22 protein-coding genes, 1 tRNA gene and 1 pseudogene are annotated in these 21,099 nt (G+C 53.5%); 17 read left to right on the forward strand and 7 right to left on the reverse strand.

Going from position 1 to position 21,099, the window contains the following annotated elements:
• Window positions 1–273: 273 nt before the first annotated feature.
• Both BLR08_RS03475 and BLR08_RS03480 read right to left on the reverse strand, forming a co-directional pair.
• Window positions 274–1,413, reverse strand: a complete 1,140-nt coding sequence (locus BLR08_RS03475; RefSeq protein WP_072328239.1) for a DMT family transporter — start codon at window positions 1,411–1,413, stop codon at window positions 274–276.
• A 33-nt stretch (window positions 1,414–1,446) separates the two neighbouring features.
• Entirely contained in the window at window positions 1,447–2,208 is a 762-nt protein-coding gene (locus BLR08_RS03480) for a glucose 1-dehydrogenase (RefSeq protein WP_072328240.1), read from the reverse strand.
• 159 nt (window positions 2,209–2,367) lie between these two features.
• Here BLR08_RS03480 and BLR08_RS03485 point away from each other — a divergent pair, with 159 nt between their 5' ends.
• Together BLR08_RS03485 and BLR08_RS03490 are read left to right on the forward strand one after the other, a co-directional pair.
• Complete coding sequence (locus tag BLR08_RS03485) at window positions 2,368–2,655, forward strand: hypothetical protein (RefSeq protein WP_072328241.1); 288 nt, start codon at window positions 2,368–2,370, stop codon at window positions 2,653–2,655.
• Between the two features lie 34 nt (window positions 2,656–2,689).
• Entirely contained in the window at window positions 2,690–3,154 is a 465-nt protein-coding gene (locus BLR08_RS03490; RefSeq protein WP_072328242.1) for a hypothetical protein, read from the forward strand.
• Here BLR08_RS03490 and BLR08_RS03495 read toward each other — a convergent pair.
• Complete coding sequence (locus BLR08_RS03495) at window positions 3,074–4,126, reverse strand: YkvI family membrane protein (RefSeq protein ID WP_072328243.1); 1,053 nt, start codon at window positions 4,124–4,126, stop codon at window positions 3,074–3,076. The two genes, BLR08_RS03490 and BLR08_RS03495, sit on opposite strands and share 81 nt — an antisense overlap.
• Window positions 4,127–4,317: 191 nt before the next feature.
• On the opposite strand from BLR08_RS03495, the gene BLR08_RS03500 reads away from it, so the two are divergent.
• The gene (locus BLR08_RS03500; protein ID WP_072328387.1) at window positions 4,318–4,938 is read left to right on the forward strand and encodes a DedA family protein; all 621 of its coding nucleotides are present in this window, start codon (window positions 4,318–4,320) and stop codon (window positions 4,936–4,938) included.
• A 90-nt stretch (window positions 4,939–5,028) separates the two neighbouring features.
• On the opposite strand, the gene BLR08_RS03505 is transcribed toward BLR08_RS03500, so the two are convergent.
• Window positions 5,029–5,754 carry a DUF4309 domain-containing protein gene (locus BLR08_RS03505; protein WP_072328244.1) on the reverse strand — a complete coding sequence of 242 codons (726 nt, stop codon included), beginning with the start codon at window positions 5,752–5,754 and terminating at the stop codon, window positions 5,029–5,031.
• A gap of 340 nt (window positions 5,755–6,094) precedes the next feature.
• Here BLR08_RS03505 and BLR08_RS03510 point away from each other — a divergent pair, with 340 nt between their 5' ends.
• Window positions 6,095–6,664 carry a xanthine phosphoribosyltransferase gene (locus BLR08_RS03510; protein ID WP_072328245.1) on the forward strand — a complete coding sequence of 190 codons (570 nt, stop codon included), beginning with the start codon at window positions 6,095–6,097 and terminating at the stop codon, window positions 6,662–6,664.
• A gap of 138 nt (window positions 6,665–6,802) precedes the next feature.
• Window positions 6,803–7,126: a hypothetical protein gene (locus tag BLR08_RS03515; RefSeq protein WP_072328246.1), complete on the forward strand. Its 324-nt coding sequence runs from the start codon at window positions 6,803–6,805 to the stop codon at window positions 7,124–7,126.
• A gap of 104 nt (window positions 7,127–7,230) precedes the next feature.
• Here BLR08_RS03515 and BLR08_RS03520 read toward each other — a convergent pair whose 3' ends face one another.
• Complete coding sequence (locus BLR08_RS03520) at window positions 7,231–7,548, reverse strand: hypothetical protein (protein ID WP_072328247.1); 318 nt, start codon at window positions 7,546–7,548, stop codon at window positions 7,231–7,233.
• Window positions 7,549–7,685: 137 nt separating this feature from the next.
• On the opposite strand from BLR08_RS03520, the gene BLR08_RS03525 reads away from it, so the two are divergent.
• From BLR08_RS03525 to BLR08_RS03560, 8 genes are all read left to right on the forward strand, one after another.
• Window positions 7,686–7,922, forward strand: coding sequence for a hypothetical protein (locus BLR08_RS03525; RefSeq protein ID WP_072328248.1), 237 nt, complete (start codon window positions 7,686–7,688; stop codon window positions 7,920–7,922).
• A complete protein-coding gene (locus BLR08_RS03530; protein WP_256257403.1) occupies window positions 7,919–8,752 on the forward strand; it encodes an adenosylcobinamide amidohydrolase in 834 nt (277 codons plus the stop codon). Before BLR08_RS03525 ends, BLR08_RS03530 begins: the two co-directional genes overlap by 4 nt.
• A 57-nt stretch (window positions 8,753–8,809) precedes the next feature.
• Window positions 8,810–9,022, forward strand: coding sequence for a hypothetical protein (locus BLR08_RS03535; RefSeq protein ID WP_072328250.1), 213 nt, complete (start codon window positions 8,810–8,812; stop codon window positions 9,020–9,022).
• Window positions 9,023–9,353: 331 nt separating this feature from the next.
• Window positions 9,354–9,437, forward strand: a tRNA-Leu gene (locus BLR08_RS03540).
• A gap of 354 nt (window positions 9,438–9,791) precedes the next feature.
• Entirely contained in the window at window positions 9,792–10,283 is a 492-nt protein-coding gene (locus BLR08_RS03545) for a hypothetical protein (RefSeq protein ID WP_072328251.1), read from the forward strand.
• A 358-nt stretch (window positions 10,284–10,641) separates the two neighbouring features.
• A complete protein-coding gene (locus BLR08_RS03550) occupies window positions 10,642–11,373 on the forward strand; it encodes a YwaF family protein (protein WP_072328252.1) in 732 nt (243 codons plus the stop codon).
• A 241-nt stretch (window positions 11,374–11,614) separates the two neighbouring features.
• The gene (locus BLR08_RS03555; RefSeq protein ID WP_072328253.1) at window positions 11,615–12,772 is read left to right on the forward strand and encodes a response regulator; all 1,158 of its coding nucleotides are present in this window, start codon (window positions 11,615–11,617) and stop codon (window positions 12,770–12,772) included.
• A 2-nt stretch (window positions 12,773–12,774) separates the two neighbouring features.
• Window positions 12,775–15,825 carry an ATP-binding protein gene (locus tag BLR08_RS03560; protein WP_072328388.1) on the forward strand — a complete coding sequence of 1,017 codons (3,051 nt, stop codon included), beginning with the start codon at window positions 12,775–12,777 and terminating at the stop codon, window positions 15,823–15,825.
• 48 nt (window positions 15,826–15,873) lie between these two features.
• Here the strand turns inward: BLR08_RS03560 and BLR08_RS03565 are convergent, their stop codons facing one another.
• Window positions 15,874–16,779: an AraC family transcriptional regulator gene (locus BLR08_RS03565; protein ID WP_072328254.1), complete on the reverse strand. Its 906-nt coding sequence runs from the start codon at window positions 16,777–16,779 to the stop codon at window positions 15,874–15,876.
• Window positions 16,780–16,931: 152 nt separating this feature from the next.
• Here BLR08_RS03565 and BLR08_RS03570 point away from each other — a divergent pair, with 152 nt between their 5' ends.
• Window positions 16,932–18,701 (forward strand): glycoside hydrolase family 35 protein, encoded by a 1,770-nt coding sequence (locus tag BLR08_RS03570; RefSeq protein ID WP_090585873.1) that lies wholly within the window; start codon window positions 16,932–16,934, stop codon window positions 18,699–18,701.
• A 340-nt stretch (window positions 18,702–19,041) separates the two neighbouring features.
• Here BLR08_RS03570 and BLR08_RS03575 read toward each other — a convergent pair whose 3' ends face one another.
• On the reverse strand, window positions 19,042–19,887 hold the full coding sequence (locus BLR08_RS03575) for an SDR family NAD(P)-dependent oxidoreductase (RefSeq protein WP_256257404.1): 846 nt from the start codon (window positions 19,885–19,887) through the stop codon (window positions 19,042–19,044).
• Between the two features lie 66 nt (window positions 19,888–19,953).
• Here BLR08_RS03575 and BLR08_RS32075 point away from each other — a divergent pair, with 66 nt between their 5' ends.
• The 3 genes and pseudogenes from BLR08_RS32075 (at window position 19,954) to BLR08_RS03590 (ending at window position 21,088) form a co-directional block, all read left to right on the forward strand.
• Window positions 19,954–20,019 carry a helix-turn-helix domain-containing protein gene (locus BLR08_RS32075; protein ID WP_072328389.1) on the forward strand — a complete coding sequence of 22 codons (66 nt, stop codon included), beginning with the start codon at window positions 19,954–19,956 and terminating at the stop codon, window positions 20,017–20,019.
• A gap of 2 nt (window positions 20,020–20,021) precedes the next feature.
• A pseudogene (locus tag BLR08_RS03585) lies at window positions 20,022–20,305 on the forward strand (zinc ribbon domain-containing protein); the annotation flags it as partial.
• Between the two features lie 402 nt (window positions 20,306–20,707).
• Window positions 20,708–21,088, forward strand: a complete 381-nt coding sequence (locus BLR08_RS03590; RefSeq protein ID WP_072328257.1) for a VOC family protein — start codon at window positions 20,708–20,710, stop codon at window positions 21,086–21,088.
• Window positions 21,089–21,099 lie beyond the last annotated feature (11 nt).

Raw genomic sequence — 21,099 nt, forward strand, 5'->3', positions numbered from 1 at the left:
CGCGGCGGGGCGAAGTGTTAACGGAAGTCAGCGACCCTAAGCGAACGAAATCGACCGAATTCCATCTGTAATGGAAATCAGGTTCACTTAGGGAGCCAAACAGTCCATTCTTCACACAATTTGCCCGTGTAACGGCCGCTGATTTCCGTAAGAATGGCAAGGCATGAGAAAAGCGGCTTTAAGGGACGCTTAGTTCGGCGGTTATAGTTCCGGGCACGCTATCGAACCTTGCGTTCGTCTGTACGCAGGACGCCGTCAGGCGTTAATCCTATTCTAAGACAACAGCTTCAGCAGCACGATGCCGGCGAAGCCGATCATCATGCCTGCGGCTTCCAGCCGCTTGAAGCTTTCCTTCAGCACGAGCCGCGCGTATAACATGACGAGTACGACATTGGCCGCCATGACGGCTGATACCAATCCGGTAACGCCCAGCTTGAAAGCGGGCATGGCGAACATCATTCCGCACGCATTTGTGATGCCGACCGTCATTCCCCAGAGAAGGGTGCGGCGGCTGCTCCAGACTATCCGGGTTTGCCTGGCAGCGTTAACGGGGGGCACGGACTCCGCGTCAGGGGATTCTTGCGTCCTTTCCAGAGAAGAACCTGCTTCGCTCATCCCCTCTGAGCTTCCCGGGTACGGGCCCGTATGTTTGCCGATCTCCTCTAACCTCCGCTTCACGGACGGCTCCGGCTCACTCTTACTCTTGACGCCAGAGCGCTCCAGCCCTGCGCCTGCCTCGATAGCAGGCCTGCCATGCACGTCCTCCTGGGAGGCGGCTGCGCTTTCCTGTCTGGCGAGACGCAAGCTGTCTCGGGCGGCGCTGGCCCGGCGCAGATCGAGCAGCCAGACCGCGCCGAACAGAAGTCCGCCGGTCGCATACATCGTCACCAGCGTCGGGAAGGTATCGGCGTGGAGCAGGGTAGCCTGCTTTGTGAAGAAGTCGGTAAGCCCGAAGAACAGCATCGTGAGTACGCCCCACTGGGCTCCTTGCAGATTGCGCAGCGACAAATCGCCTGAGTAGCGGACCATCATCAGGCCGGTCATGATGATGACGAAGCTCAGCAGCTGGCCGTAGCTGAGCCGTTCGCCCCAGACGGAGAAAGCGAGCAGGGCGACGACGACCGGAGGCAGGCCGGTGAACATAGCGATCAGGGATGCTTTGCCGACGGCATATCCTTTATACATGGCGGCGTTGGAGATGAAGGAAAACAATCCCATCAGCACCCCGACCCATACGCCGGGAGACCAGTGCTGGCCCAGCGCCAGCGACCCTGCTGCCGTAATGACCGTCCCGGATATATAGACCCCGAACAGCATCAGATTGCGGTTAAGCGATTGTTTGGATGACCATTGATACAAAATGCCCCGCAAGCCGAAGCTTATCGCGGAGGCACAGGCAAGTAGAAACCACATGTTGTGTCAAACTCCTTATGAAGAGCTCTCGTATTAGTCCTCGTATATCATCTTGACGGTCATGCCGCCGTCGATGACCAGATTATGCCCGGTAATGAAGCCGGCATCCTGGCCCGAGAGGTACAGGCAGGCGGCGGCGATATCCTGCGGTGTTCCAACACGCTGGGCCGGATGCTGAAGCCGGTCTCGCTCGGAATGAACAGGCTGGCGGCTGGCGGAAGACTTCTGCCAATCCGCCGTTTCGATCCAGCCGGGGCTGATCGCATTGACCCGGATGCCAAATGGGCCGAGGCTGACGGCCATGGCATGAGTCAGAGCCAGCAGCCCGCCTTTCGATGCGGAGTAGGCTTCCGTGTGGGCTTCCGACATCAGCGCGCGCGTCGACGCGATATGGATGATGGAGCCGGCACCTCTTGTCTTCATCCGCCGGGCGGCCTGCTGCGAACAGATGAACGCGCCTCGCAGGTTAACCCCGATCACCTGATCGAAGGAGGCCAGCGGCAGCTCCAGCATCGGAGCGTTCCGGGATATTCCCGCGTTATTGATCAGCGCATCCAGCCGTCCGAGGTCGGCATCGATCAGCTTGAACCAGCGCCCGACCTGCTGTTCGTCCGATATATCGACGGGCATGAAGAAGCCTTTGGCCCCGCGCCGGCCGAGCTCCCGCATCAATTCATTCCCTGCTTCGCGGTCAACGTCGGCCACAGCCAGCTCATAGCCGGCATCCGCGAAGGCCCAGGCTATGGCTTTGCCGATACCCTGGGCGCCTCCGGTGACCGCAGCGACTTTACTCATGAGCGTTCCTCCTCTCAAGATGGCTTGTGCCGTTGCTTTTTCAGAAGTATATCACTACTATTAAAGAATAGCACGAAACTACCCCGAATAGTCCGGTTATTCCTTGGAAACCGAATGAGGGAGGTTGCCTTATTATACAGGAGCAGGAGGTGCCAAGGCTTGGAACCCGAGCAGCGAAAGAATCGTGAAATTACATATCAGGTTGGCTGGAAACGGGGAAAAATTAAGCCCTCCGAGGGGCGGCAGCCCTCAGCCGATGACAGGCGGCAGGCCGCCGGTTCCGACCGGCCCGAGGGAAGGATATACCGGTGGAACCGGACCTTCATGTGGCGCAGCGCGCCGATGACGGACAACCCCCGCGTGCTGCTGGCTTGTCTGTACGTATTGCCGGCCGTATTGTTCGCCATGTTTTTATGGGCGGTGTTTGAGTTGTCACGGCTTGCCTAAGCTTGAAGATTTAAAACAGAAGGAGTGAAGGATAATGATGACGCTGCTTGCTGTAATCGGCGCCCTGGTGGGGCTGCTTGTTACGGGTTCGGCGATTTTTATGGCGGTGACGGCGGCCTCGCGCCCTCGGACGGATGATGCTCCGGCCGAGGCTGTGGCAGAGGACATGGCGGAAGAGGCGAAGCCGCGTACCGCCGACCGTTGGAGAAATGCGGCTCCGCAGCTTATGCAATGGACGTTTTTCGATTATGCGCTGCTTGTTTTGTTCCTGATAGGGAGCTTGTTCCTGTTTACGGACCTGATCGCCGCCTTGCGGGACGAGGCGTCCTTTCCCCCTTACCATGTGCCCTACCTGCTGTGCGGGTTTATATTCACCTGTGCGGCGGCGCTGATGATGCTGGCCAGGCTGTCCGTCGTACTAGCGGTCGCCCGGAGCGAGCGGGTCCGTTCGCCGGAATACCAGGAGCACAAGCCAGGCCATGCTCAGCATGCCGAATAGCGGATAAAGCGAGCTGACCAACGCCTTGAAGCCGATCTGACTGCCGGCGTAGCTCGTCAGCAGCACCAAGGGCATCGCGATCAGGTAGCGAATACCGAGACGCTGCTCCAGCTGCAGACATAGCCCGTACACATTGGCGAGCAGCGTCGTAAAGATTTCCCCGAATATGACGAGAAAAAACAACCCCTGCAGCCATCCTCCCGCTCGTCCAATCAGATGTCCCATCGGAATATCGAATTGCTGGATGCCGGGCATCTGGGAGGACAAGGCGATATGGGCGGCCAGCAGCATCCCTCCGATCGTCGCCCCTCCAATCAGCCCGCCGAGCAGCAGCACCTTCCTATCCTTGATGGCTGCTCCGAGCGGAACCAATACGGCTTGGGCCATAGCCAGGTTGAACGCCGCGTACAGAAAGGGAGACAGCCACACCCTCAGCGGAGAAAAATCTGTCGTCAGGTGCAGCCAGTTTCCCGCGCTCGGCAGCGCGGAAGCGTGCCACACGTTAAGCAGACTAAACAGCGCCATCATCGGAACGACGATCGAATTCACTGCCATAATCGCGTTCATCCCCCGGATCAGCAGCAGACAGGCTGCCGACAGCGTGACCAGCAGGCCGGCCTGATAAGGAATATGAAGCTGTTCCGTAAGAACGGAGCCGCCCCCGGCCAGCATAACCGTACTGACGCCAAGCAGCGAGATGAGCGTCACCAGGCTGACGTAGCTCCCGATTCGGGGGCCGAACAGCAGATTGTTCACATCCTCATAGGACCTTGAATTCATCCGGCTGGCGAGCAGCATCAGCTTGATGCCGAGCCAAGTGAACAAGAGGGTTGTTATGCCTATGGTGACGGTAGCCGCCCAGCCAAAGCGGGTGAAAAATTGCAAAATTTCCTGGCCGGTGGCGAAGCCCGCTCCGACCACTGTTCCGATGTAGGTGAAGCTGACCTGCATGACGCTTCCCCATTTTTTCATACGGGAGATGATCCCTCCTTGCACAGCTTGTATATCTAAGCGTATGAGAGGCGGGCAAGCCTGATGACAGTTCGTACAAAGACGGTTAGAACATATTGGGAAACATAAAGATTTCTGTTACAATAGGTGCAGGCATGTCTCGTCACCCGCTAGAGATGCCTGGGAAATTCAGGCGGTTGGAGCGTGTCATCTTGGAGCATTTGCTGGAATTGATTGATCAATACGGATATATCGCTTTGTACGGATTGCTGGCGCTTGGCATTGTCGGTATTCCGGTGCCTGATGAGATTTTGATGACAACGGTAGGGACGCTTACGATCGGGGAAGATCCGCTGCTCCATTACGGACTTTCGCTTACGGTCAGCTTTAGCGGCGCGATGACGGGAATGATTGTCAGCTATTGCCTGGGACGCGCGGTGGGCAAGCCATTTTTATACAAATACGGCCGCTGGGTCAAGCTCACGCCTGATCGGCTTGCGGTCGCGGAGCGCTGGTTCTGCAAATACGGATTATGGGCGGTCGCGTTCGGCTATTACGTGCCGGGGCTACGTCATTTCACTTGTTACTTATCGGGTGTAAGTAATGTGAACTTTTTCCGCTATCTCTTGTTCGCCGGCTCAGGAGCGCTGGTGTGGTGCACGACTTTTTTGACGCTGGGTCATCTGATAGGGCGCAACGCTCCTGTGCTGCTGCATGCCATCGAGCCGTATCTCGGGATCTGCGCGATAGCTGCTGTGGCGCTGGCAGCGGCAGGATATATGGTATACCGGCACCGCCGGAACAAGCGGGCTTCATCAGCCGATTCGGAGTGAGCCCGCTTTAGCCGCACACAGCAAAAAAAGCCTTGGCCGCGGAATGCCGCGTTCAAGGCTTTTTTGCGTGATTTTCATGAATTACCGGAGTTATTCGGCGAACAGCTTGATCGAGTTGATCTTCTGCGTCTTCGGGTCGATATCCAGCTTCAGAATAGCGCCGGTCGCTTTGTAGGTGATGACATAATTGGAGTTTGCCGTTGGCGTGCCAAGAACTTTGGTAATGCCTGCAGCCGGATCTCCAAGCTTCAGTCCCCCCAGACCCGGATCGATATCTGCGCTGCGGACGTCGATGAAATGAACTTCCTTCTTACCGTTGAAGCCGATTAGAAAGTCGCCGTAATCATACACCGTCAGGGGATCGGCATCTTCGTCCATCACGAATTCTTCCTTCGGTTTGCCGAATTTATTCAGCACGCCGGCAGCATTCGTCTTGAGCGTTATGCCGAGCAGGGTAGGCTTAGCCTGTGTGTAAGGATTTTCAATTTCGAATTTGGGTTTGGGGCTTGTGTTTGTTGCTTTCCCCTTCGTTTCGTCGGACTTGGTCTCTGGGGCGGCTTCTTTGTCTGCGCTGGCCAGCGATACCTTCTCATTGCTCGTTTGCGGTGTGGCTGGAGACGGAACGGAGCTGTCTACCGAATGAGTATCGGTCTCCGGATGAGTGACCGGCGTATCGATGACGGCAGGCTGCTCATCGGTGACCGTCGGCATGGCAACAGGCGGGCTGGCGGGCTGCTTCGATTGGCAGCCTGCCGAGAAGGCAGCGAGGCATATGGCAACGGACAAGAAACCGATGAAGGATTTCTTTCGTTTCATCATGTACTTCCTTTCCGTGTGACTTATAAAATTACCGGGTAATGAGCCTTACTTATCATACTCTGTAGAAGCCCGGTTCACAAAGACTGAATTCCAGCAAAATCGGCTAAAAAATATGAAAATAAGCGGTTTTCATTTTCAAAGAAGCTGTAGCGTCGCGAGAGACATTCTTTTTTAGTTTCTTACCCATTTTAGACGATAAATGAACCAGAAAGTTGCAGCTTTTTTTGAAGTTTTGGAATTTGACAACCTTTTTTATCCGCGAACTACTTGAAACAGGGTTTGCCGTTGTGATAAGTTTACGAAAAAGATTGTTCTATCTTGAAAGGCGTGGGTCTTGATGGAAATATTGAAGCAAAGAATCCGGGAAGTAGGCATCGTATTGTCAGAAGAGGTGCTTAAGCTGGATGCGATTCTGAATCATGCCGTTGATCCGGCGCTTACAACGGCTATGGGCCGGGAATTTGCCCGTCTGTTCCGCGAGGAGCGGGTGACGAAGATTTTGACGATCGAATCGTCGGGAATTCCGATCGCATTTGCCGCCGCCCAGGAGCTGGGGGTTCCTCTTGTGTTCGCCAGACGCAAGAAGCCGCTGAATACGGATGCCGAAACGTATTCCGAGCGCGTCCCTTCCTTCACGAAGGGATTTGTCACGGATATTATGGTTTCCAAGGAATTTTTAAGCGAGACGGACCGGGTGCTGCTCATTGACGATCTGATCGCCAACGGCGCGGCTGCCCGCGGACTAATCCGCATCATCCGGCGCTCAGGAGCTGCTCTTGTCGGAGTTGGCATCGCGGTGGAGAAATCGTTCCAGCCAGGCGGGCGAACGATCCGTGAGACGGGCGTGCGCGTCGAATCGCTGGTGCGGATATCCTCTCTGGCCGGCGGGGAAGTTCAGTTCGAATAACAACATTTGCACATGAGCCAATTCGGGCGCAAGCCTTCCAAATCAAAGCGTTTTCCTTTATAATAGTGGCATGGACTAATTCTGCTTTATTAAGAGACAGCGGGTGTTTGGCTGTCTACCTGGGGAGGTGCTACTTGCATGGGGAAGGAAATTCCGGCGGATTTTTTCGTAACCAAACTGAATGAGGCGAAGGTTCATTTCGAACGTGCCCTTGATTGTAAACATACGGATTTTGATGATCTGTATCCCTATATGATTGAGCATCCTCAATTTTTTTGGTACAAACGGTATGTCGCTTGGTCTGAACTGTTGACTGTCGTAAAGCTCTGCAAGGAACTTGATATAGCTTGGGAATCTCAATTCACCGAGCAGCAGGTCGACTATATCCACAAAAGAGTAATGTCCAGTAAAGTACTCGATTATTGGTTTGAAACGAATGACTCCAGAGAGCATGTCGGCTAACTAACAGCCGCGCTGGTCTGACCATGGAACCTGAATGCATCCGCGCATTCAGGTTCTTTCATTTCAGCAGGCTAACAGCGGGCGGCGGGCATTAAGCGCCGATCTTACGTCGGAAGGACGCGCATCGCTTCGATCTGTCTGCGTGTCTCCGGCGTGCCGAGGCGATGCAGCAGCATGTAGATCTCGGTAAGCGTCCAATCGTAAGCGTCATTCTCCTCGTCGTCGGACAGCTGCCGGTAAGGAGTCAGGCCGGCAATCGCTGTGTCCTGCTCCTCATCCTCCTTGTCCTCGAATAGCTCCTGCAGCTTGTCGATATCCTCTTGGCTGGCCTCGATCTCAAATTCAAAATTGCCGGTAACGGCCGCAGGCTCCAAAATCTCGCCGCTGCCGACGGTAATGTAATACGTTTTTTTATCTGGCATCGCGTAAATCTCCGCCTTTCTGGTGATGGTTGTCTCATCTTTATTGTATCCCCTGATTGGTGTATATTTATAAGACAAGACAGGGAGGCAGCCGAATTCGGATTCGGACTGCGCCCATCGAAAGGGGATTTGGACGAATGATATCCGACGAAGAGCTGGATCGTTACCGTGTGGAAGGCACAAAGATTCGCGTCGTGCGCGACGCGGACAGCGCGAACGATGTTCGCGGAATCGTCGTCGCCTGGGATGATGAAACTGTGATGATCCGCAGGCCCAACAAAAGGGTCGTCAAGCTGGACCGTTCCCACCATTACCAGCCGAGCAGCGAGCCCCGGACCCAATTATTCGGTGAAAATGAGGCGGCTCAGCCTTGACCGCGGCACGCAGCGCAGAGACGTGCAGCCCAGACGGGCAATCTGGCCCTTACCGGCCGGATGACGCTTTGGTTAGGCCGGACAGCAGTCGGGCTGTCTGCGATGAGGCAGGGAGGCTCTACGCCAGTCTGCGGGAAGCTGCAGGCGAGGGAGGCATGCTGTCCGAGCAAGCTGTAGAACGCGGAGAAGAGAGCTACTTTCTGCTGACAAGCCGGGAGCCGCTCAGAGCGCTTAACTCCTCGCTTTGGGGCGAAGGATTTTCCAGCGCTTGCCGCTTGATGAACCGGCAGGTGTCCAAGCATTATATGGCCGATGACCCGGTCGAAGAAATGAACGCTTTCCTGCGGCAGGAAGGAATCGCCGTCGAAGGTACTGCCGCACTGCTGACAGCCGCAGACCTGCGCGACCGAAGCTACCGGGGACTGCGCATGTCAGATGAGCTGGCGGTGCATGCCTGGGTGACGGCCGGGCTCCGCAACAAATGCCGTGCAGGCACCCCCTGCGACATAAGTCAGCTGTACCCTGGAACGATCAATATCATCGTTGCGATAGAGGGGTGGTTGACCGATTCCGCTTTCGTGAACGCCGTTATTACGGTTACCGAAGCCAAGGCTGCCGCTCTGCAGGACATGCAGATTAAACTGGACAGCGGGGCAACCGCAACGGGCACAACGACGGATGCGGTGCTTCTAGCAGCTACCCAGCGGGGAGAAAAGAGCCGGTATGCCGGGCTCTCGACCAGACTTGGGTATGCGATCGGACTAACCGTATACGAGGCAGCCAAGGAATCGATAGGGCTTTACGGCAAGCGGATACAATCCTTCGTATGAGCTGCGCCAGCTAAGGGCATAGTAGGCGTGAGAATGATCGGAAGGCGGTGATTTGGAGTGACGGCAGAACCTTCTAAGCTGCTTGCCCTGCAAGGCGGCTGTGTGCTTCGCGTATATCGGCAGGAACACGGAGTGACCGGGGAAGTCATCATGCCCGACGCCGGAGGAGGACCCGGCGGAACGAGCTTGTTCCAAGCCCCGCTGCACCCGGGTACGGACGAGCTGGAGGCTTGGGCGAACCGCGCCGTTCAAGCCTATATGGAAGGCTAAGTGGGAGTGCCATATTAGCTTCTCTGCCCGAAAGCCAAATGTAAAGGTGACTTGCTAAGACAAACATCAACCGGGAAAGGCTCGCATATAGTAGTACCTACGATTCATACTCGTCAGGGAAGGTGGGCTTGGGATGAAGCAAGGCTCAGCGATTCGCGGCACCATCTATGGGATTTTGTTTACGATCCCGATCTGGGCGCTCATAATATGGGGAGTTCGCAGCTGGTTTATTGATTGATGAATAAATTTTAAAAAAGTGTTTGACATCCCCGAATAAGGATGATATTATACTACTTGTCCCCGAGAGAGGGGCGAAAGAAATAAGCAATATGCGTTCGTGGCGGAATTGGCAGACGCGCTAGATTCAGGTTCTAGTGGGGTAACAGCCGTGGAGGTTCGAGTCCTCTCGAGCGCATCAGAAAAACCCTTGTGTAGCAAGGGTTTTTTGCTGTTTTCTGATGGTTGTACATAGGATCGATTCCTCCAAATATCAGCTTTGGGGACAGGTTGGGAATGAATGATTAGTTCAACACTAGTTCAATAACGAACCTCTGAATCTTTTACATTTTGACCTTCATTACATGGACAACCCTATTCCTTGGCGGAGTAGGGTTATATTTAGTTTTATCTTATATTGAAATGGAAATGATAACCTAATTATTTCATAGTTAATATCCTAATAGATTATATAAATTGGAATATTATAGATAAATGTAATAATATATCCCTGTAATATATATATTGCATATAAAAAGGAGGAAGAAAAACTATGAAAAACAAGTTGGCTAAAGTGCTCATGACTGGTATCGTTGCTTCATCGCTTATATTCTCGGCCCAATCAGTGTTTGCATATGGCACTCCCGCAGAACCGGATAGTAGTTCCTCGCCTAATTATTTTAGCGGTATTGGCGATTGGTTTGAGGGAACAATTGTGAATGTCGAGGGAGACGACTATTTCATAAGAGATACAGATTATTTCAGGTATGTTAATAATACCGGCCAAACTATGGCTTTTTATGTAAAATTAAGTACCTTCGAGAATCCAAGCTTGGACTATGTTATTCGATCCATCGGAACCAGCGGACCTAGTTATCCCATCGCCACGTATAGTCAAGTTCACAAGGAAACAGGAAAAGAAGTTTGGTATGTCTCGCTGCCTGCGGGACATACGCTTGACATTCAAGTTCAATCAAACACTTTCTTCGACTTTGATCCAGATGTGAAGTATTCCATTCAATTAAGTGACACACCTTGGATTTAATAGAGAGCTTAGTGAATTCAAGTTCCAGCAGCCGTGGAGGTTCGAGTCCTCTCGAGCGCATTAAATGAATTGAAAATAGACATCGTTCTGTTGTTGCAGAACGATGTCTATTTTTTTCGCTTATCTCAGTGCTATTATCAGAGACAGAGCTTTGAATATCTTAGTCTATCACTTGTCAGACCGAACGGCAGTCCGGTGATATCCTGGAGGAGCGCGCTTCCGCCGCCGCTCCCTCTCCAGGGTATCGCAAGTGTACCGCCTCCAATCTGTCTGCTACAATGGAGTAGCAAACGGGGAACTGTGCTGGAATTTAAAGAGCCGGGCGCGAGTCCACTGTCCGTACTGCGAGGAGAGCTTTATGAACGATTATGTTTCAAGCAAGTCGGATATAGCGTTTGAACTGTTTGGCTTTGCGCATGCGGGGTCATGGTTAATATTGGTTGTCGTGCTGCTGGTGCTGGCCTTATTTAGGGATGCGATCCGACAGGAACCGTGGAATAACCTCGTTCGCTATGGGCTTGCAGCCGTGTTGATGGCGTGCGAAGCTGCCCTGCAAGTATGGAGCGTGGCGGAAGGCGTATGGGACTGGAGGCATTCGCTGCCGATGCAATTATGTTCGATTACGCTGATCTTATCGGCCCTTATGCTGTGGCGGCGAAGCTATCGTTTATTCGAGTTTGTTTATTTTGCCGGCATCGCGGGGGCGCTGCAGGCGCTGGCTACTCCCGATCTGGACTATGGGTTCCCGCATGTCCGCTTCCTTTTATTCATGACCGCGCATACCGGGATTATAGCTGCGAGCGTTTATATGGCAATCGTGGAAGGATATCGCCCAAAATTTCGCACCATCGGCATAGCCATGCTCTGGCTGAATGGCTTTGCGCTGCTTGCCTTCGGAGTGAATATCCTCACGGGAGGCAACTATATGTTTCTGATGCGGAAGCCCATCGGAGGCTCCTTGCTTGATGTACTCGGGCCGTGGCCCTGGTATTTGCTGGCGATGGAAATGGCTGCTGCGTTGATTTTCGTACTGCTGTATATGCCTTTTGCGCTGCTGTCTCGGCGTAGTGAGGTTATACGTTCAAGGTAACCGCGGCGGAATTGGCAGACGGGCTAGATTCAGGTCCGTGTGATATCGATATCGTGGAGACTCGAGGCTAATTTCATGAAATGAACTAAAGCTCGTCTCTATACTCGATGTATCATGTTGAAGCAGCCAATCAAACGATTTAGCTTGAGAAGGGAAGCCAATAATTTTTAAGGCGTCCGATGGAAATAGCCGAAGCCTCTGATTTTCGCTTGATATTTGCCGAAGCAAGGAGAAAAGACCGATGATTCGTGTAATACTTGTTGACGATGAAGAAGATGCTCTGAATCTGCTGCAAATTTTGCTCGGTGAGATCGGAGATGTGGAAGTCGCGGGAAGGTTTATCAATCCGGTTCAAGCGATTGAGTATTTGACCCGGTGCCCGGTCGATGCGGTGTTCCTGGACAACCAGATGCCCGGCATGAAGGGGACGGAGGCGGCTAGAGCTATAAGGGAAATGTACCCGCAACTCCCTATTGTATTCACGACGGCTTATGCCGAGTATGCGGTCGAAGCGTTTGAGATTCAGTCAACGGATTATTTGCTGAAGCCGTTTACAGTGGAAAGATTGCAGAATGCTGTCGGACGAATCCGGCAATCTTTGTCCTTGTACGCTTCAGCACCCTCTGAAGCCTCCCGGAATGCCAATCCCTTTGCGATTCAATGCTTGGGAGGATTCCATATGCAGCTTTCGGGCGAAGGGAATAAGATGCTTTCCTGGAGAACGAAGAAGGTCAAGGAGCTCTGCGCGTTTCTGATCCATCACGGAGGAAAGCCCGTGGATACCGCAACGATTATCGAAGAGGTATGGCCGGAGTACGAACCGGACAAAGCCAAAACAAATATGTACACGTGCATGTTCTATTTGAGAAGAAGCTTGGCCGAAAATAATGTTCCGGTCCGTATCCAAAAAGCGGATCAAGGCTTTGTCGCCTCCTTGGAGGGGGTGACGGTCGATGTGACGGAATTTGAGCGCCTGCTGCGTCGCGTGTTGTCTGAAGAAGAGCTGAATGAGCGGTTGTATGATCAAATCAATCTGATGTATAAAGGCGATTATATGGAAGCTTGCGATTTCGGCTGGGCCGCCGTCAGGCAGATGGAACTCAAGAAGCTGTACATTCGCGCGCTGCGTAAATGGTACGTCCGTTTCCTCGATCGGAACCAGACTGCGCTTGCGGCGGACAGCATGCAGCGGGTATTGACGCTTGCTCCGGATTCGGAAGCTGACGGAAGGGCGTTGATCAAGCTGCATTTGGAAGCAGGCAATCGAAATGAGGCGCTGCAAGTGTATTTGCAGCTGGAGCATATGGTTCGCATTCATCTGGGAGCCGAGCTGGAGGAGGGAACCGTGCGTCTGTTTCGACATGCGCTGGACCAGACTGAGGGGCGGGCGCGAGGTTGATCATGAAAAAACAACTGGCTGCGGCTGCCATTACGCTTGTGCTCTTGCTGGCCACCTATGGTGTTTTGTTTGCGTATCTTTCCCCGGATAAGAAGCAGCCGCCGATTGCGGCGAACGGTTCGCTGGATTTGACTTCCTGGCATTTTGCGGATGACGGGGTGGTAGCGTTGGACGGTGAATGGGAATTTTATCCGGGTCGTCTTGCGGTCCATGACGATCTGGCTGCTCCGACCAAGGCGGGCATCGGGGATGTGGCTGCGATGATCCAGGTGCCAGGCACGTGGTCCGCCCGGATGGAAACGTTAGGCGTGGCCACCTACCGCTTGCAGCTTCGGGTGGGCGATAACGGGGGCGTATATGGATTGAAAACAGCATCCATTCAGCTGGCCAACCGGCTTTTTGTCAACGGCGAGCTTGTCGGTTCAAGCGGAAATCCGGCCGACGATAAAACGTATAGCGGGCTGAACAAGCCCTACGTCAGCTACTTTGCGCTGCGCCCCGGCTGGAATGAGCTCCTTCTTCAAGCGGCGAACTATGACTTGCCGATTAGCAGCGGCATCAATGAATCGATTTACTTGGGGACAACCGGGCAAATCGCGGGGATGCGCGATAAAGCGCTCATGCATGATTGGGTTACCGTCACTGCCTTCCTGATCATGGGGCTGTACTTCGTCGGGTTATATTCCCAGCGCAAGCATGATCTTTCCTTGCTCGTATTCGGCCTGGTATGCGTGAGCATTGCGCTTTTCACGAGCACAAGAGGCGAGAGAGTGCTGTTTGATGCGATCGGTGAGCTTCCGTTCTGGCTCTACTACCGGATTCAGATGATTTCCGCGAGCGGCTGCGGCTTCGGTTTTTTTCTCTATATCTACACGGCGTTCCGTCCTTTTTGCTCCGAGCGTTTTGTCAGAGGCTGCCTCATGACGGGGGTATTGCTGGCCCTGCTGTATCTCGGCTTCGCAAGCGAGCTCACGACCTTGCAGGCCAATCTGCTGCGCCAGCTGACAACGTTTTATATTTTCTTCTCGTTGCTTTATGCCACCTATGTGTTCGTTTTGGCGGCTCTTCACAAAGTCGAAGGAAGCCGCTATTTGATTTTTGCGGCCATCGCTTTGCATGCCCTCTCGCTGAATCAGAACCGGAGCGTCTATTTCGGCATGCCGGTCTATTCAACGGTGCCGTTCGAGCCTTTCCTTGTTCTGCTGATGCTGGCGCTGCTGATGTCGCTTCGTTTCTCGAACGCTTTTCATAAAATCGAAGAATTGACCAGGCGGCTGCTGCAAGCAGATAAAATGAAGGATGATTTTCTGGCGAGGACATCGCATGAATTCAAGTCGCCGCTGCACGGCGTCATCCATATTTCCCGCTCCATGCTCGAGGATACCGTACATCCGCCAACGCCGGCCCAGCGAGAGAAGCTTGAGTTAATTACCGGCATCATGAACAGACTGACGCAGCTTGTTTACGATATTTTGGACTTAGCCAAGTTGAAGCAGGGCGAGCTCAGAGTTGTAACGGCTCCCACAGATGTTCGCTCGGTTGTGGACGTGCAGGTGCAAATCTACACTTATGTTTGCAGGGAACGCAATATTCGGCTGACGAACCTTGTCCCTGCCGATTTGTCCGCTGTGCTTGCCGATGAAAGCCGCCTGAGTCAGATTATCGGCAATTTGCTGGACAATGCGGCCCAGCATACGGAGAACGGAACGATTGTCGTAAGCGGGAAGAAACGCGACAATATGATCGAGATAGCGGTTCAGGATACGGGGAAAGGCATCGCCTCCCGCGACATTCCGCTCATATTCGTGCCGTTTCAAACGATCGACGGAGCCGAGCGCCGGGGTGCCGGACTTGGGCTGTCTATCGCGAAGCAATTGGTCGAGCTGCAGCAGGGCAGCCTTACGGTGGACTCAACGCCGGGAGTCGGGTCAACGTTCAGGTTCACGCTGCCGATCGCCACCCAGAAGAAAGAAGCGAGGGCTTCTCGTTCGGAGACGGACATATCGCCTAAACCATCTGATTATACGTTCGTTACGCCGTATGACTCGAATAAGCCGGGAAAGCACACGGTGCTGATCGTCGACGATCAATTTGTGAACCTGAAGGTGTTGATGGAAGCCCTTCAGAACCTCGACTATCGCGTGATCGCGGTCAAAAACGGCTACGAGGCGCTGGAGCAGATCAACGGTCCGGTCCGTATCGATCTTGTCATTCTCGATTTGATGATGCCGGGCATGTCGGGGTACGAAGTATGTCAGGAAATCCGCAAACGCTACTCGCTTCTGGAATTGCCCGTATTGATGGTGACGGCGGCGATTCAGCCGCAGGACAAGGTGGCGGCATTCCAGGCGGGGGCAAACGATTATTTGCCGAAGCCGTTCGATGTCGAGGAGATGAAGGCGAGAATCGGCAGCCTGCTGGCGATGAAGGAACAGCTCGGCAAGGCTATTCATCTTGAAGTGGCGTTTTTGCAATCGCAGATTAAGCCTCACTTTCTGTTCAATGTGCTTAACAGCATTGTGGCATCGAGCTATACGGATGTGGATGGCGCTCGAAAAATGATTATCGATTTCGCCGATTATTTGCGCGGTAGCTTCCGGTTCAGCAATGCGGAGGGGCGAATATCTTTCGAAGAGGAGTATCAACTAATTCGCACATATGTCAGCATTGAGCAGGCCCGGTTCAAGAACAGGATTCAATTCGAGTCCGACATTGAGGAAGCGGCGTATGAACTTCAAATTCCGCCGCTGCTGCTGCAGCCGCTGGTGGAGAATGCGATCCGTCACGGGATCGGCAACCGTCTTGAAGGCGGGACGGTGAGCTTGACGGTACATCAAACAAATGGGCAGTGGAGATTTGTCGTTGCCGATAACGGCGTTGGAATAGAGCCGGAGCGGCTGGAAACGCTGCTTGAGGAGCGCGGCGCGCAGGGGGTGGGCCTGCTGAATATTAATAAACGGTTGAAGCATGAGTATGGCGTGCAGCTGGAGGTGGAAAGCGAGGCGGGGCGGGGAACAAAAATAACCGTACGCATGCCTGCTTCATCCATCTGATACGCTCCGCTGGAAGGACAGCGACCCGGTACCGGTTGATTCCTGGCGTCAGTCGGCTGAAGGGGATTCGCCCGCCCCCGGGACGTTTCCGCGGTGCTTCGGCTTGAATGCCGTCGGGGATTGTCCGGTCCAGCGCCGGAATTGACGCGAGAAATGGCTGGCGGATTGAAAGCCGAGCCGTTCGGCGATTTCGGACACCGGCAAATACGAGGAGACAAGCAGCTCCTTGGCCATCGCCAGTTTTTTCCGGCTGACGTATTGTTTCGGCGACAGGCCGTACACCTTGGTAAACAGCTTCGTGCATTGGCTGCGGCTCATGTTCAGCTCTTTGGCCACGCTTGCGATGGAGATGTCTTCGGACAGTCCGAGCGACAGCTTTTCTTCGATCAAGTGCGCCGCGTCGGCAGCGAACAGCGTCACGCTGACGGCGTCCGTGCTCTCCGCCTGCTGCCCGCGAATAAGCAAAAGCATCTCCCTGACAATAAGCATAATGTTCGCTTGCAGCAAAAGCTTATTCTCCAATCCAGCCCCGGTGTCGCTTTCGTCGCCGGGGCTTTGCTTCATGACAGCCTGCAGCTCTTCCACATAGCGGTTTAGCACGCCTGACCGCGCGGCATCGCCGGCAGAAATGAGCCGGTACGGCGTCAGGCCCAGCAGACGCCGGATGTCCAGATCGTCCAGGTCAAAGTGTACATTAAAAAACTCATAATCCATGAGGGATTTGTTCGCCGTCTTATGCCTGACCCCGGCGTTGATCAGCAGCCAGTCGCCGGGACGAAGGGTGACGGACTTCCGGTTGATCTCCTGCACGACTTCGCCTTCCAGACAGCAAAGCAATTCAAACAGGTGGTGATGATGTCGCGGATATTCCCAGCCTGGCGGGTAACGGCCGATATGGCAGCCTGTCACCTGCAGCGTATGCGTCAAATTGGGCAAGCCGATCAGATTTTGCATGGAACATCACTCTTTCGAAGGAATCTTGTATGTATTTTATCACACCTGGGCGCGATGCAGACAAACGAGCGGCACAAAAGGTATAGAAAATGCTCCATTTGGAGATTGAGGTACAGGCTAGCATCTCGGATAATATAGCTAAAACCAACTGCATGGGAGGGCTTCTCGTGTCAAATCTTCAAATGAAAGGTCCGCAATTTCTTTTAAATGGGGAGCCTATCCGGATTTTGGCCGGCGCTATCCATTATTTCCGCGTCGTCCCCGAATATTGGGAGGACCGTCTGCTGAAGCTCAAGGCTTGCGGCTTTAATACGGTTGAGACTTACATTCCGTGGAATTTGCATGAACCGGAGGAAGGCTCGTTTTGCTTTGAGGGATTGGCGGATGTCGAACGGTTCGTAGCGCTCGCGGGCGAACTCGGCCTCCACGTTATTGTCCGGCCAAGCCCGTATATTTGCGCGGAATGGGAATTCGGCGGGCTGCCGGCATGGCTTCTGCGGGATCGGGATATGGCTCTGCGCTGCATGGACGATGCTTATTTGCGGAAGGTAGACGCGTATTACGATGCGCTTATCCCTAAGCTGGTGCCACTGCTGAGCACGAACGGCGGCCCGATTTTGGCGGTACAGATCGAAAACGAGTATGGCAGCTACGGCAATGACACAGACTATCTGGCATACTTGAAAAACGGCCTGGTTGCACGGGGCATTGATGTCATGCTCTTCACCTCGGACGGTCCGACGGATCAAATGCTGCAGGGAGGGACGCTGCCTGGCGTGTTAGCCACTGTAAATTTCGGCAGCAGACCCGAGGAAGGGTTCGAGAAGTTCCGAGAGTACCGGCCGGACGAGCCTCTGTTCTGCATGGAATACTGGAACGGCTGGTTCGACCATTGGCTCAAGCCGCACCACACCCGTGAGGCAAGTGATGTCGCGGACGTTCTCGACCGTATGCTTCAGGCCGGCGCTTCGGTCAATTTCTACATGTTCCACGGTGGCACGAACTTCGGGTTTTACAACGGAGCGAACTTTCACGACCGATACGAGCCTACCGTAACAAGCTACGATTACGATGCGCCGCTGTCCGAATGCGGAGATATCACGGAGAAGTATAGGGCGGTACGCGAGGTGCTCTATAAGTACGGCGCCCAGGTAAGCGATCCGTTGCCGGGGCCGTCGCCCAAGAAGCGTTACGGCATGGTGTCCCTGACAGAAACGGCGGACGTGTTCACAAGCCTGGAGTCGCTGTCGACGCCTATCCGCCGCCGCTGTCCGGAGCCGATGGAGAAGCTGGGTCAAAACTACGGCTTTATCTTGTACCGTACACAGGTCACCGGACCTCGCATAGAACAGGAATTACATCTGCAGGACGTGCATGACAGGGCGCAGGTGTTTCTCGACGGAAGCCTGATCGGGATCGTCGAGCGCTGGGACCAGAAGCCGCTGATCGTGAACATTCCCGCGCAGGGAGCCACGCTCGACATTCTCGTAGAGAATATGGGGCGGATCAACTACGGGCCGCGACTTAAGGACGCCAAAGGCATTACGGAGGGTGTACGCCTCGACAATCAATTTCTGTTCGACTGGACGATCTACCCGCTGCCGCTGTCCGATCTGTCGAGCGTGCCGTTTGCGCCGCTGCCGGTTCAATCGGCTGATTCTGCTTCGGGACCGGCCTTTTTCAAGGGAGAGTTCACCGCCGACGAGATCGCCGATACGTTCGTCCGCCTCGAAGGCTGGACGAAAGGGGTGGTCTGGATCAACGGATTTAATCTGGGCCGCTACTGGGAGAAGGGGCCGCAGCGTACGCTGTATCTCCCGGGACCGCTGCTTCGGCCAGGCCGCAACGAGCTGATCGTACTGGAGCTGCACGGCATGGCCAAGCCGGAGCTTGAGCTGACGGATTCGCCCGATTTGGGGTAAGGCCGGATAGGAAGTTGGAAGTTGGAAGTCGAAAGTCGAAGGAAGCGCGAAGTAGTAGAATGGGAATGGACAAGGTTGGGTGTACAAAACAGGGTGTTACGCAGCAGCGGAACGGGGTGGAGGAGTCACAACGGAACTCAGAAGCCCTAAACGCATGAAATCGACCGAATTTCATTTGTAACGGAACTGGGAGCCCCTTAGCGAGCCAAACGGAGCAGCTTTCGCTCCAGTTGCCCGTCTAAGGGGCGCTGAGTTCCGTAAGAATGTGGAGGTTGTGAGAAAACGGCTTTAAGGGCCTGTGAGTTCCGTTAGCGTTCCGCGTGCCATCCACCTCTCGTAATTATATTAGAAAGGGAGGGATGAGTCGTCCGTCAATATCGGTGAATCCGTATTCCTTGGCGAGATCGCCAACTTGAAGCACCAATCCGTTCTTAAGCCGCACTTCGCCATCCCCTGCCAAGGCAGACACAGCTCGCCCTACATAATACGGCGACTCCGTGTGTTTAAGCGCTTCAACCTCGCGCCAATGAGCTTCATCCGTATCGAAATTCCTTACTACCAGTTCTGTTCTCATCCATCCCGGGGAGACCGCTACTGCCGTTATCTTTGTGTTTTTGAGATCCTGAGCTAATCCGAATACGGTGCGGTTAATCGTATTTTTGGCAAGGTCGTAATAGAAAGTTCCTAAATACTTATCCTGATCCCGAAATGTGGTATGTACGATCAAGCCGGAATCAGCTTCCAGCATAAGCGGTATCGCATAATGGTTTGTTGCCAGTTGCGCGCGGACTCCGCTCTGAAACGTAGCATCCCACATGCTCAGCGGATATTCCCAGAAAGGTTTGGGTTGTAAATTAACTTCCAAGTCATGCAGGCCCCAGACGTTATTCACAAGGATATGGAGACGGCCTTGTTCCTGACGGATTCTCTCGATCAAGGCTTGTGTATCCTCATCTCGGGTGTGGTCGCAACGGCAGGCGTAGGCTTTTCCTCCATTGTTTAGAATCTCCTCGACAGTTTCATCAATACTGCCCGGAAAACCGTGTGTGGCAGCACCACGCAAGCTTCTTCCCGATACATAAACTTCCGCCCCGGCTTTTCCAAGCTCAATGGCTATCCCTCTCGCAGCCCCGCGACTACCTCCGGTTACGAGCGCGATTTTCCCGGCAAGTTTCTTCAAGTTCATCTACTCCTTTGAAGTTGTTTATTTCAAAAAGCCGAAAATACTCCTTCCTCTCTAGGGAGGAGATGAATCGGCGGTTACCCCAATACCGAACAACAAAAGCTCATTCAGCAGATGTTTGGCTGTTGCCGTTAAAGTTGGACGTGGTGAGCACGCTTAAAAATCACATCCTGGCGAAATCGATTACAGACGCATCCTGGAGCGAATTCAGACGGCAGCTGACGTATAAAGCAGCGTGGTATGGACGCACCGTAAAGTTTGCAGACACGTTCGAGCCAACGAGCCAAAGGTGTCATGTATGCGGATTTGTGTGCAAAGAAGTGAAGAACCTAGCTGTGCGGCAATGGGAGTGTCCGACGTGCTATACGGTTCATGACCGCGACGAAAATGCCGCAATCAACTAAAAAGAGTTGCGGTTTAGTAGCGCCTCTCTTCGAACTACGGGAACCGCAGGGATGGCTTGGTAGAGGTATCTCCGAAGGAAATACCTTGTAACTCTGCTTCGTTGGAAGCAGTTATCCAAAAATCCGCCACTTCAAGCTTTTTGCTAAGTGGGGGAGTGTTGAATTCATAATACATAGAGTAATATGTCATCTAGTGTCATGTTAAAAATGATTTTTGATCTGGCATAAAAGCTCATGGATAAAAAATAGATAAGCTCTCGCTTGCCGCTATGGTTTAAGGCCCGGTGAATAACGCGCGGCCTGCGGCCTCTTGTTCACCGGGCTTCTAAAAAAGAACTGGATTTGTATGGCTCATTCTTATAGAATTGAGGCGCGGGATGAAACTGAGTTTCACATTGTGAAATATAAGGAGGGGGAATATGGCTTACAGATTTTATGGTCTTGATCATGTTCAACTTGCTGCCCCGGTAGGTTGCGAAGGAGAGGCTCGGCATTTTTTCAATAACTTGTTGGGTTGGACAGAGATTCCAAAACCTGAAAATTTAAAAAAGCGTGGCGGCGTTTGGTTCCAATGCGGTACTCATCAAGTACATATCGGAGTACAACAAGATTTTGTTCCCGCTACAAAAGCCCACCCGGCCTTTCACGTACAGCACTTAGAGGAGTTGCGCGGCTATCTGCATGACCATCATATTCAAGTCATTGACGACGAAGCAAGGGCTGACGAAGGAGTAAAACGCTTCTATGTAAACGATCCGTTTGGAAATCGGCTTGAGTTTTTAGAATGGCTCGACTCCTGAGCTGCGAATAA

This window comes from Paenibacillus sp. cl123, from assembly GCF_900101595.1.
Lineage (GTDB): Bacteria > Bacillota > Bacilli > Paenibacillales > NBRC-103111 > Paenibacillus_G.

Excerpts from the sequence above, each read along its gene's own strand:
- BLR08_RS03475 (WP_072328239.1), bottom strand. The coding sequence starts at position 1,413 with ATGTGGTTTCTACTTGCCTGTGCCTCCGCGATAAGCTTCGGCTTGCGG.
- BLR08_RS03480 (WP_072328240.1), bottom strand. The coding sequence starts at position 2,208 with ATGAGTAAAGTCGCTGCGGTCACCGGAGGCGCCCAGGGTATCGGCAAA.
- BLR08_RS03490 (WP_072328242.1), top strand. The coding sequence starts at position 2,690 with ATGATGACGCTGCTTGCTGTAATCGGCGCCCTGGTGGGGCTGCTTGTT.
- BLR08_RS03495 (WP_072328243.1), bottom strand. The coding sequence starts at position 4,126 with ATGAAAAAATGGGGAAGCGTCATGCAGGTCAGCTTCACCTACATCGGA.
- BLR08_RS03505 (WP_072328244.1), bottom strand. The coding sequence starts at position 5,754 with ATGAAACGAAAGAAATCCTTCATCGGTTTCTTGTCCGTTGCCATATGC.
- BLR08_RS03510 (WP_072328245.1), top strand. The coding sequence starts at position 6,095 with ATGGAAATATTGAAGCAAAGAATCCGGGAAGTAGGCATCGTATTGTCA.
- BLR08_RS03515 (WP_072328246.1), top strand. The coding sequence starts at position 6,803 with ATGGGGAAGGAAATTCCGGCGGATTTTTTCGTAACCAAACTGAATGAG.
- BLR08_RS03520 (WP_072328247.1), bottom strand. The coding sequence starts at position 7,548 with ATGCCAGATAAAAAAACGTATTACATTACCGTCGGCAGCGGCGAGATT.
- BLR08_RS03525 (WP_072328248.1), top strand. The coding sequence starts at position 7,686 with ATGATATCCGACGAAGAGCTGGATCGTTACCGTGTGGAAGGCACAAAG.
- BLR08_RS03545 (WP_072328251.1), top strand. The coding sequence starts at position 9,792 with ATGAAAAACAAGTTGGCTAAAGTGCTCATGACTGGTATCGTTGCTTCA.
- BLR08_RS03550 (WP_072328252.1), top strand. The coding sequence starts at position 10,642 with ATGAACGATTATGTTTCAAGCAAGTCGGATATAGCGTTTGAACTGTTT.
- BLR08_RS03555 (WP_072328253.1), top strand. The coding sequence starts at position 11,615 with ATGATTCGTGTAATACTTGTTGACGATGAAGAAGATGCTCTGAATCTG.
- BLR08_RS03560 (WP_072328388.1), top strand. The coding sequence starts at position 12,775 with ATGAAAAAACAACTGGCTGCGGCTGCCATTACGCTTGTGCTCTTGCTG.
- BLR08_RS03565 (WP_072328254.1), bottom strand. The coding sequence starts at position 16,779 with ATGCAAAATCTGATCGGCTTGCCCAATTTGACGCATACGCTGCAGGTG.
- BLR08_RS03570 (WP_090585873.1), top strand. The coding sequence starts at position 16,932 with ATGGGAGGGCTTCTCGTGTCAAATCTTCAAATGAAAGGTCCGCAATTT.
- BLR08_RS03575 (WP_256257404.1), bottom strand. The coding sequence starts at position 19,887 with ATGAACTTGAAGAAACTTGCCGGGAAAATCGCGCTCGTAACCGGAGGT.
- BLR08_RS03590 (WP_072328257.1), top strand. The coding sequence starts at position 20,708 with ATGGCTTACAGATTTTATGGTCTTGATCATGTTCAACTTGCTGCCCCG.